We start from the raw sequence: 13,334 nt of genomic DNA, 5'->3' as shown, positions 1-13,334 counted from the left end.
GGTGTGATCCTTTTCTCTGTCCGTTTACCTGAGAGCTTAATCCAATCTGGATTTTCCCCTTTGGTGGCATGACTATGCGCCATGCTCTCTCCAGAGCTGCGTCCGATTGAGGTCCTTGTACCTGAGAGATTCGTTTCAAGGCTTTTGAAACTTGCTCCGTCGGCGGCATGTATGCACTCTCCCTCAGCCGTCATCCGCGTATATTCATTTGACACTTCCATCTTAATGAATCAAAACACCTTTTACAAGTATTTTCTGAAAAATCAATATCGTCAGATTTGATCAGCATTTAGTTGACAACCTTGAATAAAGAAGCTGCTTCTCCCATTTGAAAGAACTTTACTTTTCCCCTTCATCATAGTAAAATTCTCTATAACGAACAATTTGTTCTCCAACAAGAATGAGCGAATTATATAGGAGGGATGACTGTGAAACAAAACCGAACGCTTGTAAACGAAATGTTTTTGCTGCGGAGCATAGCCTGCCTCAGCATTCTTTTGCTGCACGTATTAGACCGGGTGTATCTTGACAGCAGCGAAGCTGTAAATGGCTTTAGTGTCCTGCTCACTTTTGGTACGCCCGCTTTTGTGTTTATTTCGGAATTTATTATCGCGTACTCCTACCGCAGCCGTCCGATGACCTCGTTCTGGCGCAGCCGGATTCTCTACATCTTTTTGCCTTACATCTTCTTCGGTATTTTTTACGCGGCCTCTAAAGCATTCCAGCAGACGGGAACGGGTTCCGGCTTCGGGGAAGCGTTTTTCACTTATACGTGGCGCCATCTGCTGCTCGGTGATTTCCATGGCTATTTTATTTTAATTATCTTTCAATTTTATGCACTTCACCTATTATTCCATTCATACTTAAAAAAAGCGTCTCCTAAAAAAATGCTCATCGGTTCGTTTCTCGTAAACGCCGCCTACTTATCGTTTTTCAATTTTGTGCCGCCGCTTAACATTCCATTCGCCGACTATATATGGTGGCAATACTACTGGGTTCCGTTTTTAGGCTGGGTCTTTTACTTTACGCTCGCTTTTTACAGCGGCTGCTATATCGAATCGTTCACCGCTTTGCTCGCCCGCTTCCGCCACTGGACAACCGCAGCCGTTATCGCAAGCGGCACGCTGTCTATTTCGCTTTACCACGCCGGCATTATGCCGATTGTATCGTCTAAGCGGGTGGACATGCTGCTTTTCACCGTCAGCATGATTCTCTTTCTTTATTCTCACGCTATGCTGCTCAAGCGGATTCCCAGCTTTTTTACCTGGGTAAGCCAATATTCGTTTGGCATTTATTTGTTTCATCCGTTTTACCTGGCTGTTTTTGCGGCTCTATCCTTTGCATGGGAAGAACTTCCGCCAGCTGTCACTGTTCCGGGACTGTTTTTCACCTGCATCGGCCTGTGTGCCGGCACGATTTACTTGTTTAACAAACTGCCATTTGGCGCTTATATGGTTGGAAAAGTCGGCATCCGCCAAAAGCAGCCGGCATCGGCGTCTGCAAAAAAACTCGATGCACCATCGGTGAAAGTGAACTGATATGTGGCAGATGTCCTCTCTCAGATATACCAAAAATGGACTGCTGCCGCTGGTTCTTTTTTTCGGAAGTGTGACTGCTCTCCTGTTTTTTCTGATCGGCGTCATTCTTCAAATCGAGGAAAATCCGCCGGATTCGTCTTTGCCTGACATTCATGTGACGGATTTCGGCGCCATACCGGATGATGGAAAAGATGACACAGAAGCTATTCAAGCTGCAATTGATGAGGCAGGCGATGGAAAAGGAATTGTCCGAATCCCGGCGGGTACTTTTCACATTAATACAGACCCTGAAACCGGCTCTTTAGTTATACCAAGCGGGTCGGACATCCGGCTCGATAAGCGGGCTGCCCTGCAAAGCATTCCAAACAGCTCTCCGATTTACCGTGTTTTCACCATTTACAATCAGCATGACATTACCATTAAAGGCGGCACGCTGATTGGCGACCGGTATGAACACGAAGACACTGAAGGGGAATTTGGCCACGGTGTATTTATTGCAGGAAGTTCCTATAATGTGCGTATCTCTAACGTAACAGCGAAAGATTTCTGGGGCGACGGATTTATTATCGAAGGAGACGCCAGCCGGGGCACTTATCCCGTCCGCATTACAATCGACCGGGTAACGGGCCATAACAATCGGCGGCAGGGCTTGTCGATTACAGCCGGAAAAGATATTACTGTTAAGAACAGTACGTTTTCCAAAACAAATGGCACCGAACCGGCAGCAGGCATTGACTTAGAGCGTGATCCGCCATTTGACCTGCCGCTCGAAGATGTTCTTTTAACAGGCAATACCCTGTCAAACAATGATGGATACGGTCTTGCATTCGTTTATGCGAGCGGCAATAGGGCCGAAAAAAATAAAATTACGCATAACAAAGAAGGCGGCGTTTATATCGGCGGCAGCCAGGATGTCGGCAAGGCGCATGATAACGAGGTAGTCAACAACACGATTACTGAAAACAAAGTCGGTATTTTTATCAACTTTTCTACCGCCAATCGGATTAGCGGCAATACCATTCAGAAAAACAAAACAGAGGGCATTTCTTTAATGAACCATGTTGGACAAAACGAGCTTGTTAAAAATGTGGTCCGCTATAACAAGAAAACGGGCATTTCGATTTGGGGCGGCCTGAATGACCAAAGCGGCATCACTGTTGAATCGAACAAAGTGAAGCAAAACGGCGAGTACGGTGTGTCAGTGGCAGACGTCACGGACGCGTCCATCAAAGATAACGAGATTACAAACAACAAAAGTACCGGCCTTGACTTAAAAGCCGTTGGTTCTTCAGACGTAAGCGGCAATACCGTAAAAAGAAATGGGGACGATTAAAGGAGGAATTTCTAGTGAAAGGAATGGTTCAAAAAAGATGGCTTTGGGCCGGCTTCTTACTCTTTGGAGCCGGCCTTCTTGCCGCTTTTTTATGGAAAGCCGGCTCTTTTTTAACGGTAGAAGAAAAACCGAAGCGTTCCGATGCCATTGTCGTTCTCAGCCCGGGAACGGAACGGATCGCAGCAGGCGTCCGGCTGTGGAAAGACGGCTACGGAGATGATATTGTTCTATCACGGGCCAATACTGGCACATTTACTGTACAAGAAGCAGCGGCACTTGGTGTCCCAGAAGAACATGTGATTGCCGAGGAACAGGCTCACAGCACCTATACAAACGCTACTTATACGAAAGAACTTCTCCAGCACCGCGGCAGCACTTCCGCTATTATTGTCACAAGTGATTACCATATGCGCCGGACCAAATTTATTTTTGAAAAGGTTTTTCGAGACAGCGATATCTCTCTTTCTTACGCTCCTACCCCTTCTCGTTATACTCTGTCAGACTGGTGGAATGATGAGGAAAGCAAGCGGATGGTTTGGAAAGAATATGCCAAACTTGCCGGCTACTATATCCTTTACTGAAAAAACGGCGCCCATAAGGTGCCGTTTGAGACTGTCGACAAAGTCGTCAGTCTTTTTTTATGAAAGTTTTCACCGCCAAAAACGGACAGGAGACTTTTCGAGAAACATCGCTTCTTAAAAGAGCCGATAAGGGAAGCCGGCCGGACTTCGCTTTCCGCGGGCAGTGCGGGAGCCTCCTCAGCGCACGCGCCTGCGGGGTCTCCCGATTCACTGTGCATCCCGCAGGAGTCTTCGTCCGGCCGGCTTCCCCATTTGTTTCGAAAAATCAGCAAAGAGGGCATTTCTACATACGCTTCTACCGCTTTGGTGATAGGGCAAGTGTATCCATTAAACTGTGCAGCCTTGTTCAACCGCACAGGCGGCGGGTGTGCGGCGAAGACTCCTATGGGACTAGCGGGCCGGCTGAGACCGGCTGGGCCGCACGGCGGCAAAGACGGGCTCAGCGCCTGCCCCATGGAAAGCGAAGCCGCGTATCCGCCGCCTTATCGGCTCTCATCCCATCCGCCTGCACGCCTTGCATAAAAAAGAAACAAAAGAAATCCTTTAGCAATAAACTTTATTTGTCTACACACTGAAACGGCGCCCAGAAGGCGCCGTTTTTTATACGCTTATTTTCTGAACGGCAGGATGGCGGTACAGCGGGAAAAAGTCTCCGGCTATGTCTATTCCTTTTGTCAGCCGCTCATATTGCTCGGGAATATGAATTTTCTTTCCAATATAAAAGTCAAGCAGCGGATTTTTTGTAAAGTTGCGCTTAAAGCGAAGCAGATCATCATCATCCCGGTATCCTCCGCCAAGGTGAAGCGACTTATAGCCGAGCTTGCCGAACCAGGCGGCTGCGTGCCAGACAAGCAGATTTGACGGTGCCAGGTGCAGATATTCCTGCTTCGAACCTGTTAAATGATAAGAAACGTAATCGTTATAATGCATAAACATGCACGAGGCAATCACTTCACCTTCATAACGGACGGCAAACGTGGTGATATTGCCTTCAAGCAGCTCTATCGTATCGCGGAAAAATGACTCATTAAAGTAATAATAGCTGTCAGCCTGATTTTTCTCCATCGTTTTCGCATAGTTTTCAGCAAACCATCCGAGGTGATCCAGCCCTTCCTGCGTTACTTGTAACCCTTGCTTCATCGCATACTTTACCCGGTTGCGCCCTTTGTTTCGCAGGCTGTCCATCAGTGCTGCTTCATCTTCCTGCAGCGTCAGGCTGACAGTGTTCCGGTTTAAAATAGGAGAAACACTTTGATAATCCCGTTCGTTATGGATCAGAGGATGAAACCGGACAAATTCCGCAACAATATTGTGCGATTTGCAGTATTCACCAAACAACTGCTGAAAAATTTCATAATGTATTTTCCGTTCCTGTTCATCTTGAATATTGGACAGCGGCCCTCCGTACCCATAAGGCGTCGTAATATCATAAAGCGTGCCTTGCTCATCCGGGCCAAGCATCCAGCTGTCAATTTCCCGAAGCAAATACGGATAACAAATGCATGCATCCCCGTCTTCATACACAAACAGCTGCGCCTTTCCTTCTCCATTATTCTCGTAAATTTGACAGTACTCCGCTGTAAAATAAATATCCGCCCGCGGAAGTTTTGCCATATATGCCTGCCACTCATCTTTTTCCGAAATGCCCAATACTTTGAATACCATTCCTTCACCTCATTTAATGATTTTAGCCGATCTTTTTTTCGAACCTTACACTTTCACTGGCTTTGTTCCATCCCTTTTCTGCCGCTTCTTCTGAACCAATTAAAAAGAGTGTACGGCTCTGGTCCAGCTGTGAAAGAATGTTGAAGTATTCTGGATTTTTTTCATGAATCGATAAACGAAAATAGCTGTCTTTTAAACGGTTTACAGCCATGACCCCTTTTTCTGTCTGCACATGAAGCCTCGAAAAACCGAAGGCATGCTGATGGGCATCCGCTTCCTGCCCGTTCTTTATCTCAAACTCTACCGGCGTCTGGCTTCCCCACTCGTTTTGTCTTGTGTACCAGTGCACGCGGCTCGTTTCGCGGAATCCAGATTCAGCGTATTTATCGAGCGCCCGCCCGTTCCATACAAAACAGTCCAAACCAACCGTTGAAGCGCCGACGCTCTTTGCAAGCTGTTCTGTGTACTGAAGCAGCCGCTCACCGATTTGCCGGCCGCGCGCTTCTTTTTTCACACAAAAATTATTAATAAAAAGCTGGTCCGGTGCCTGCCTCAGTTCAATAAAGCCGAGCATCTGACCCCCGTCATAAGCGCCGATCAGATGCGTAGAGCCTGCCGTCTTCTGCTCGCTCTTCAGCTGGTTCTGTAGAAAGTCCGTGTAGCCGGGACTTGAAAAAATCGTTAATGAATAGGCCAGCGGATGAGCAGTGCCAAGCCATTCCTCTGTCCATTTAGCCACCAGGGGCACATCCTCGCTTCGCACAGGCATAAGCATTACATCGCGCTCCTTCATTGCCTTCGCCTCCTTTTAACGAAACATGCTCTTAACCTTCCAAAGAATATAATTTTGATGATTGAACCGATGGCCGTCTACGGCAGCCAGCCATCCTCCCCCGGCAAGCTTGAGATGATCAATATGGTGCATGCCGTCCTGCCGCCAGTCTCCTTCAATGCCGCTTCCTTTTAGAAGAACACCAATCTCTTTTTCCTCGTAGCCTGCTTCAGAAAGGTGTGTAACCTCAAAGCCTTTAATCGAATGTCCATAATACGGGCCGTCGTCCTGCGCATACCGGTATATGCGGCCGTCTTCGATCACCACACGCCCCGCTGGTCTTGAATTGCTTTTGTCATTTTTGATAAGCGGGCTTTTCGGGTGCGGCCTCCATTCTCCCTCAAGCTCATCCGCCCAAAACAAATAAAGCGTTTTATTGTCAAGCCCGGCGGCATACATCCACCATTTGTGGTTGTACTGGAAAAGAGAAGCATCTGTATAGTCACCACTGACCAGCTTTTTCACCTGCTGCCATTCATGCGGAAAAGAAGCAGCTTTATAAAGATAGATTCCTTCTGCCTCCACCGACTCCGGAATCATATAATAGTCGTCTCCCTGCTTAATCACGTGCGGATAAGAAAGATGAACATCTTCTTTCAAAACAATTCGGTCATACACCCATGTTTCTCCGTCCTCGCTTGTCGCCAGCCCGATTTCTCCCCGTTCCGTTTCGCCGTTCATCACTTCAAAAAATAAGCAATAGCCGTTTTCGTCCTGCATTAAAAACGGATCTGCAACAAAAACCGCTGGTACATCCGTTACGTCTTCCGGCGTCAAAGCCGGCGTCTGGAAGTCAGCCGCCTGATCCAGCCGGGTGATGGGAACGTCCGTCTTCGATACATGAATCGACCAAATCGCCGGTGAATATTTTTTGTTATAAGCGAAACCCGCCATTACACTTGAGGCAATCAAAAGGCTTCCCGCTGTCAGCATTGGTTTTTTCTTCACTAAAAACATAGATCATTCCCCTTTCCGTACAGTGAATGTTGTGGGTCCTTTCAGCTCCGTTACTTTTTCTTAGCTCGCCCCCTAATGTAAGGCGGCTTTACGATACTCCGGAAAAAAGTCTGCCCTCTCCCTTTCAAGTCGGCCGGGCAGCCGGCTGGCCAGTGATTCGTATATATCTGTTAAATGAATTTTTTTACCTGTTTTGTACGTAAGCAGATTCTTTGAAAATTGCCTTTTATAAGCAAATAGGGAATCCCCTTTTTCTTTTCCTCCTCCGTGGTCCAGCACCGTAAATCCATTTTCTTTCGCCCAAAGAATGCATGCATAGCGCAGGCGGCAGTTCGGGCAAAGCGGCAGATGCTCTTTTACAGACGCACTCAAATGGATGGTTGCAAATTCCCCCGTCTTCAAAATAAGATTCGCAGCAACGGGCTGACCGTCATGGATGGACCATGCCAGAGTAATATAGGGCGCGAGCGCTTGAAAATAATTGTTTAAAAAGGGAAGTGGAAAGTAATAAAAAGGTGATGCATGTTTTTTATCCATCGTTTCTGTATACATCGTGTGAAACATTTCGATATCTGCTGCTGTAACGTCTGTTCCCTCTGTAAACTGGACGGCGACCCCATTTTTTTTACTTTTCTTAATACGCCTTTTTTTGCTTGGAGCGGTATCGGCCCAAATGTCTTCTTCGGGCAAAAGCAGGTTATTGTAGACAATGTCCCCCACGTCTGACACAACCATGTGGTCCTGAATTGCCTGCTCATTGTCCTGATAGGGATGAAATCGGATAAATTCGCTCACGATGCCTTCCAACCGGCAATAGCGGCTGAATGTTTCCCGGAAGCGCCTGTTAAAGGCCAAATCGTTTTTGGCAGCCCGGCCGGAATAAAGAGGCCCCCCGTATCCGTAAGGGGTGATAATATCAAAATATGTTTCCCCGCCTACTCGCTCCGGAATATCCCGGAGCAGAAACGGGTACAGCACGTAGCGATTGCTGCTTTCCTCGTAAACAAACAGCCGTGCACTTCCTTCGCCGCGCTGTTCATAAAGCGCCAGGTAATCTGCCAGAGAAAATACATCATATGATTCGCATGACTCTACAAGTCTGTTCCACCTGTCCCCTTCCCTGCTGCTCAGCAGCTCGTAGGCGGTTGTTTCCTCGATCATAAAGATGCCTCCTTTTTTCTGCTGTTACACTTTTTCGTCGGCCTGTTTTAAATCTGACGTCTCCGGATGATGCACATGCTCTTGTTGGACGATTTTATAAATCGTTAAAATGAATATTTTCAAATCCAGTCCAAGGCTGTAATTGTCCACGTAATCTACGTCGTAGTGGATTTTTTCCTCCCATCTTAATGAATTCCGCCCCATCACCTGGGCGTATCCTGTCATGCCAGGCAAAAAGCGGAAGCGGATTTTCTGTTCATCCGAATAGCCGTCAGCCGGATACGGGTAGTACGTCAGCGGCGGCCGCGGACCGATAAAGCTCATTTCGCCTTTTAAAATATTAAACAGCTGCGGCAACTCATCAAGGCTCGTTTTTCGCAGCAGCCGGCCTACCTTGGTGATACGATCATCGTTTTCACTTTGAAAGATCCCTCTTCCTTTGCTTTCCGCTCCTACAATCATGGTTCTAAACTTGTAAATCAAAAAAACGCGCCCGTCTTTGCCCAGCCGTTCCTGCTTAAATAAAACCGGCCCTTTTGAATCTAATTTGATCGCAAGACTGATTAAACACAGGACACCAGACAGCATGATTAAAGCCGTTAGAGCAACCAGCGTGTCCAGGCCTCTTTTTACTGCAAGCTGAATCATCCGATCTCCTCCTGTCCAACCCCATACGCCACACGCTGCGTCGCTTTTTCGTAAAGGTGTGACATTTCTTTTAAAATAAACGCCTCATCATATTGGCAGGACAGCTCACGGCTTTTCATCCCCATCTTTTTCCGCTCATCCGGCCGGCTGATCAGCTGCTCCAGCGCCCATACCGTTTCCTTTACATTGCCAAGCTCGACCACATACCCGTTTTCCCCGTGGATCACTAAATCACGGTTCCCCCTTACATTGGTCGTGATGATCGGTTTTCCAGCCGCAAGTCCTTCCATTAGGGCACGCGGCAGGCCTTCCTGCTTTGATAAAAGCGTAATGGCATCGGCTGCTTCAATCAGTTCCGGTATATCCTTCCGGAAGCCCAGAAACTGTACTCTCTCCGAAAGACCGTCTCGTTTAACGATGGCTTTCAGGTCTTCCTCCGCCTCTCCATTCCCGACAAGCAGGCATGTAACGGGTACACTCGTGTTCAGCTGATGAAGTGCTTCAAGAAGCTGCACCTGGTTTTTTCGCGCGCTCAGTTCTGCCACGCAGGCAATGACAAAGCCGTCATCACTAATGCCGAGCTTCCCTCTTGTTTCCTGCCGGCGCTGTTCACTTTGGCTGCTGAATCCGCTTCGATCCACACCGACTCCTTTTACAAACAGCACTTCCTGTTTAACAGGAAAACGCTTGGCCCGGGTGAAATCCTCGTCGTTCATTGTAATCAGGTAATCGGTGTATTTCGCCATGATCCGTTCCACCGGGTAAAAGGTCAGCCAGTTTTTCAGCGGAGCGCCTTTAAAAAAGTGGAAGCCGTGGGCTGTATACAAAACCGTCGGAACGCTGCTTCGCTTTGCGGCGATGCGCCCCAATACGCTCGCTACCGGCGTATGAACGTGCACCACTTGAAAGCTTTCTTCTTGAAAGCTGTCCGTCAGCTGTTTCAATGCCCGGAGGTTATCCGCTTGAAATGGAGACCGCTGAAAAGGAATATCGTGACAAACAACCCCGATCCGTTCCACTTCTTCTTTCCCGTGATCCGGAAGAGCATAGGCATGTACATCAAATCCATTCAGCTGGAACCATTTCATGTATGGAATATGAAATGCAGCCAAGTGCCGGTAAACAGAGGCAACGAATGCTGCCTTTGGCCGAACTGATTGCTCCCTCATACGCTGTCCCCCTTATACAATCTGTATTTGCGGCTCAAGCACCTGTTTATACAGGGCATGCCATTTTTCAGCAACCCGGTCCATTTCAAAAGTAGACTGCATATAGTCTTTTCCTGCCTCCCCCATTTGTGTCCGGCTTTCCGGGTCCATCCGAAGAAGACGGAGCATGCCTTCTGCCAGAGCAAAAGAACTTTTAGGCTGAACGATAAAACCGGTTTCCCCTTCAATGACAACTTCTTTGTTTCCGCCGACATCCGTGCAGACAATCGGCAGTCCGACTGATGATGCTTCCTGAAGCACAAGCGGCATCCCTTCCCAATCTGACGACATCACGTACGCGTCTGCGGCACTCATCATATCGGGGATATCTGTCCGGTAGCCGAGAAAGCGCACCCGGCTTGAGAGTCCGAGATCAGCAGCCAGCTTCTTCGTTTGATCTAAAAGCGGGCCCACACCGGCAATCAGCAGCACAGTATCCGGCTCCTTTTGTACAACACGCTGAAATGCTTGAAGAAGATTGGGATAGTTTTTCTGCTCATCAAACCGCCCGACCGCAAGCCAGGTAAACGCTGTGTCCGGCAGCTGCAGCTCCCGTTTGATCGCTTCTCCTGCACCCGGCTTCTCCTGATAAAGCTTCGTATTGACTCCGTTAGGCAAAAACAAAAGCTTCTCAGGACGGACTGTTCCTGACTCAACAAAATATGTTCTCGCTGTTTCGCTGATAATCGTCACGGAATCAGCCAGACGGTTGGTCAGCCGCAGCATCCGCTCCCGATTTCGGCCGCCAATATGGATGTTATGAATCGTATTCACAAGCTTGATGTCAGGATGAAGAAATTTGATCAGCCGCCCGAGCAGATTGGCATGGTACATATGTGAATGAATAAGCTGAATGTTTTCTTTTTTGATAATCTGATTGAGCCTTACAATTGCCATCATGCTTGGGCGTCCCCGTTCCATTTCAAGCGAATAGACCGGTATGTTTTCCTGCTCAAGCTTTTGGCCTACCTGGCCCGGCGGCAGAAGAGAAACGACAATCGGCCGGTAAATGGGCTTTTGAGCACGGAGCGTTTTAATCACTTGGTATACCTGCATTTCAGCACCACCGGTGTTTAACCCGGTAATTAAAAACAGAATCGGCACCACTAGAGGTCACTCCCTTACAAATTGAATGCGTTTTGCGAATAAAAGGGCGGGACGCACCTGCCATTTGGCTGATTCAAGAGCGATAAGCCCAAACAGCAGCCAGGTCGGCTTGCGCATTTCCCACGTTAAAAACATGGTCGAGAGTCCCCAGACAGCGAGCAGGCTTAAAAACAGCACCGCCTCCAGATAAGATGTTTTCGAAGCCGTGTAAACAAAGGAAACAATGATACTGAGAAACAGAAGCAGCCCGATGATCCCCGTTTCCGCAAGAACGGCAAGCGGTGTATTATGGCTCAAATCATGTTTATCGATCAGAATCTCCATCTCTCTTGGATAAGCACCCGCACCGATACCAATCAACGGCTGCTCCTCAACCATCGTAAAACCAGCGGCCCAGAAAGCTCCCCGGCCGTTTAAATCACCCTGTCCGACATCTTCTCCAATCGTTTCAATACGCTTTAAGGACTCGGCTGGTACCGACTGAATACCATATGTAACACCTACTGCCAAAAACAAAACGAGCAGTATTTTCATCCTCTTTGTCAAATGGCTGAAGGTAAACCCCACATAGAGAAGGCCGATTAACCCCACGACAAAAGCAGTCCGTGAAGCGGTTAAACTGATCGTCCACATCGCCATAGCCAGGTAAGCGGCATTCGATAAACGGAAAAACCAGTTTTTCTGTTTCATAAACAAGTACCAGGCAATGGGAATGCCGAGTGCGAGCATCACGCCGAGATCATTTGGATCAAATCCGTTCGCCGAATACCGGCCATACATCACCTGGTCGGCTGTTAAAAAATTAAAAACCGTGCTTGCAACGGCTACCCAGGCGCCCAGCACATATGCCTGTAGGACAATGTTCATTTGGGCTTCAGTGCGGACAAGCTCCCAAATCAGCCATATCATAATAAACAGCTGCGCATATGTCTTGATGCGGGTGAGCGTTAACTCCGGATCAACCGACCAGATAATGCTCAGCCCGCTCCAGAGAATAAAGATGAGCAACGCATAATGAATGGGGGCGAGCTTTCGATATGTGCCATTTTTCACAACGAGCAGCGCTGTCAGCAGAAAAGCAAGAATGCCAATTGGCCGGACAATCGTGCCAAGACCGGGCAGCACCACAGCGTTTTCCCACGGAATCGCAAAGATTGTCAGCAGCAGGAAAAGAAACGGAATGTGCCTCACCGCACCCACCAGCCCTTCATAGGATTTCTAAATACTGGCGGGACACGTTCGTTTTCCAAAACGGCTCATAGGCTTCCCTGTTTGCTTCCGCCTTTGGCGTGTCCAGCTGTTCAAGGATCGCTTGAAACAGCGCATCACTGTTGTCGATTTCGACAAGTGATCCGTACCGGCCGCCTTTTAAAATTTCCTTCGGTCCGCTTGGGCAGTCAGTAGACACCACTTCCGTTCCGCATGCCAGTGCCTCGATTAAGACTGTCGGCAGCCCTTCGCAGTAAGAAGATAAAACGAACAGCCGGGCATTTTTCATGTATGCGTATGGATTGTCTACAAATCCAGGCATCTGTACGTCTTCTGCTACCCCAAGCTCGGCGATCAACTCTTCAAGCTCTGCCCGTTTGCCGCCTTCACCGAGAATGATAAGACGCGCTTCTTTTTGCTGGCGCAGCTTCGCAAACGCCCGCAGCAAATTCGGGAAGTCTTTTTCGGGTGTCAGCCGGCCGACTGCCAGCAGAACCGGCGGCTCTCCTTTTTGAAACCACGGATGAAAAAGAGGTTCATTTGCTTTTTGAATGAGCGCATCATCTACAACCGGGTTGTAAATCACCTGCACTTTCTCCTCAGGAAGTTGCAGCTGCTCAATCACGTCATCCGCTACTCCCTGGGAGACTGCGATTACCTTGTGTGCCCGCTTAAAGCTCCACTTCATCAATGAAGGGATCAGCCGCATAATCATGCTTTTTTTCCTTACCTTTGCGAATTGGGTTAAATTATTGTGAATGCTGACAACTGTTTTGGCATTGATGTTTGCCAGTGACACAGCACAAATGGCGACAACGTTTGTATGATCTAGTGCGGAGAGAACGGACTGCGGCTTATGCTCCTTTAAGTACCGGATCAGCGGAAATAAGCTGTACAAAACCCTTGGTGTATCCAGATCAACAATATGCACATTGGCCGGTACCTGGTGCATATAATCACCCGTTGCCTTTGCTAAAACGAGATCAACATGGTGCCCCTGGTCGGCAAACTCAGATGCCAGGCTCAGCATTACTCTTTCCGCTCCCCCGCCTACTAAAGATGGAAGAAATAACGCCACTTTTTTTGTTTCCATCG

The 13,334-nt window shown here is 48.2% G+C and carries 13 protein-coding genes and 1 riboswitch; of the genes, 4 read left to right on the top strand and 9 right to left on the bottom strand.

Going from position 1 to position 13,334, the window contains the following annotated elements; all coding sequences use genetic code 11:
• Positions 1-99: 99 nt before the first annotated feature.
• A riboswitch (glycine riboswitch) is annotated at positions 100-194 on the bottom strand.
• A 234-nt stretch (positions 195-428) separates the two neighbouring features.
• The 4 genes from RRU94_RS10440 to RRU94_RS10425 all read left to right on the top strand — a co-directional run bounded on the left by RRU94_RS10440 (position 429) and on the right by RRU94_RS10425 (position 3,974).
• Entirely contained in the window at positions 429-1,538 is a 1,110-nt protein-coding gene (locus tag RRU94_RS10440; RefSeq protein ID WP_315694158.1) for an acyltransferase family protein, read from the top strand.
• A 1-nt stretch (position 1,539) separates the two neighbouring features.
• A complete protein-coding gene (locus tag RRU94_RS10435) occupies positions 1,540-2,871 on the top strand; it encodes a right-handed parallel beta-helix repeat-containing protein (RefSeq protein WP_315694157.1) in 1,332 nt (443 codons plus the stop codon).
• A 23-nt stretch (positions 2,872-2,894) separates the two neighbouring features.
• On the top strand, positions 2,895-3,452 hold the full coding sequence (locus RRU94_RS10430; protein WP_315695908.1) for a YdcF family protein: 558 nt from the start codon (positions 2,895-2,897) through the stop codon (positions 3,450-3,452).
• 318 nt (positions 3,453-3,770) lie between these two features.
• Positions 3,771-3,974 carry a hypothetical protein gene (locus RRU94_RS10425; protein WP_315694156.1) on the top strand — a complete coding sequence of 68 codons (204 nt, stop codon included), beginning with the start codon at positions 3,771-3,773 and terminating at the stop codon, positions 3,972-3,974.
• Between the two features lie 78 nt (positions 3,975-4,052).
• Here RRU94_RS10425 and RRU94_RS10420 read toward each other — a convergent pair whose 3' ends face one another.
• The 9 genes from RRU94_RS10420 to RRU94_RS10380 form a co-directional block, all read right to left on the bottom strand.
• Positions 4,053-5,117 carry a lipid II:glycine glycyltransferase FemX gene (locus RRU94_RS10420; protein ID WP_315694155.1) on the bottom strand — a complete coding sequence of 355 codons (1,065 nt, stop codon included), beginning with the start codon at positions 5,115-5,117 and terminating at the stop codon, positions 4,053-4,055.
• Positions 5,118-5,139: 22 nt separating this feature from the next.
• Positions 5,140-5,910 carry a GNAT family N-acetyltransferase gene (locus tag RRU94_RS10415; RefSeq protein ID WP_315694154.1) on the bottom strand — a complete coding sequence of 257 codons (771 nt, stop codon included), beginning with the start codon at positions 5,908-5,910 and terminating at the stop codon, positions 5,140-5,142.
• 15 nt (positions 5,911-5,925) lie between these two features.
• Positions 5,926-6,906: a glucosamine inositolphosphorylceramide transferase family protein gene (locus tag RRU94_RS10410; protein WP_315694152.1), complete on the bottom strand. Its 981-nt coding sequence runs from the start codon at positions 6,904-6,906 to the stop codon at positions 5,926-5,928.
• 72 nt (positions 6,907-6,978) lie between these two features.
• Positions 6,979-8,067 carry a GNAT family N-acetyltransferase gene (locus RRU94_RS10405; protein ID WP_315694150.1) on the bottom strand — a complete coding sequence of 363 codons (1,089 nt, stop codon included), beginning with the start codon at positions 8,065-8,067 and terminating at the stop codon, positions 6,979-6,981.
• Positions 8,068-8,091: 24 nt separating this feature from the next.
• Positions 8,092-8,715 (bottom strand): sugar transferase, encoded by a 624-nt coding sequence (locus RRU94_RS10400; protein WP_315694149.1) that lies wholly within the window; start codon positions 8,713-8,715, stop codon positions 8,092-8,094.
• The gene (locus tag RRU94_RS10395) at positions 8,712-9,884 is read right to left on the bottom strand and encodes a glycosyltransferase family 4 protein (protein WP_315694148.1); all 1,173 of its coding nucleotides are present in this window, start codon (positions 9,882-9,884) and stop codon (positions 8,712-8,714) included. The genes RRU94_RS10400 and RRU94_RS10395 overlap by 4 nt, the downstream gene beginning before the upstream one ends.
• Before the next feature lie 12 nt (positions 9,885-9,896).
• Positions 9,897-11,030 carry a glycosyltransferase gene (locus RRU94_RS10390; RefSeq protein ID WP_315694146.1) on the bottom strand — a complete coding sequence of 378 codons (1,134 nt, stop codon included), beginning with the start codon at positions 11,028-11,030 and terminating at the stop codon, positions 9,897-9,899.
• Between the two features lie 6 nt (positions 11,031-11,036).
• Positions 11,037-12,221: an O-antigen ligase family protein gene (locus tag RRU94_RS10385; protein ID WP_315694144.1), complete on the bottom strand. Its 1,185-nt coding sequence runs from the start codon at positions 12,219-12,221 to the stop codon at positions 11,037-11,039.
• A 16-nt stretch (positions 12,222-12,237) separates the two neighbouring features.
• Positions 12,238-13,332, bottom strand: coding sequence for a glycosyltransferase (locus RRU94_RS10380; RefSeq protein ID WP_315694143.1), 1,095 nt, complete (start codon positions 13,330-13,332; stop codon positions 12,238-12,240).
• Positions 13,333-13,334 lie beyond the last annotated feature (2 nt).

Source organism: Domibacillus sp. DTU_2020_1001157_1_SI_ALB_TIR_016 (genome assembly GCF_032341995.1).
Lineage (GTDB): Bacteria > Bacillota > Bacilli > Bacillales > Domibacillaceae > Domibacillus > Domibacillus indicus_A.
Note: the sequence above shows the minus strand (reverse complement) of the source record. Positions and strands in the feature narration are given on the sequence as shown.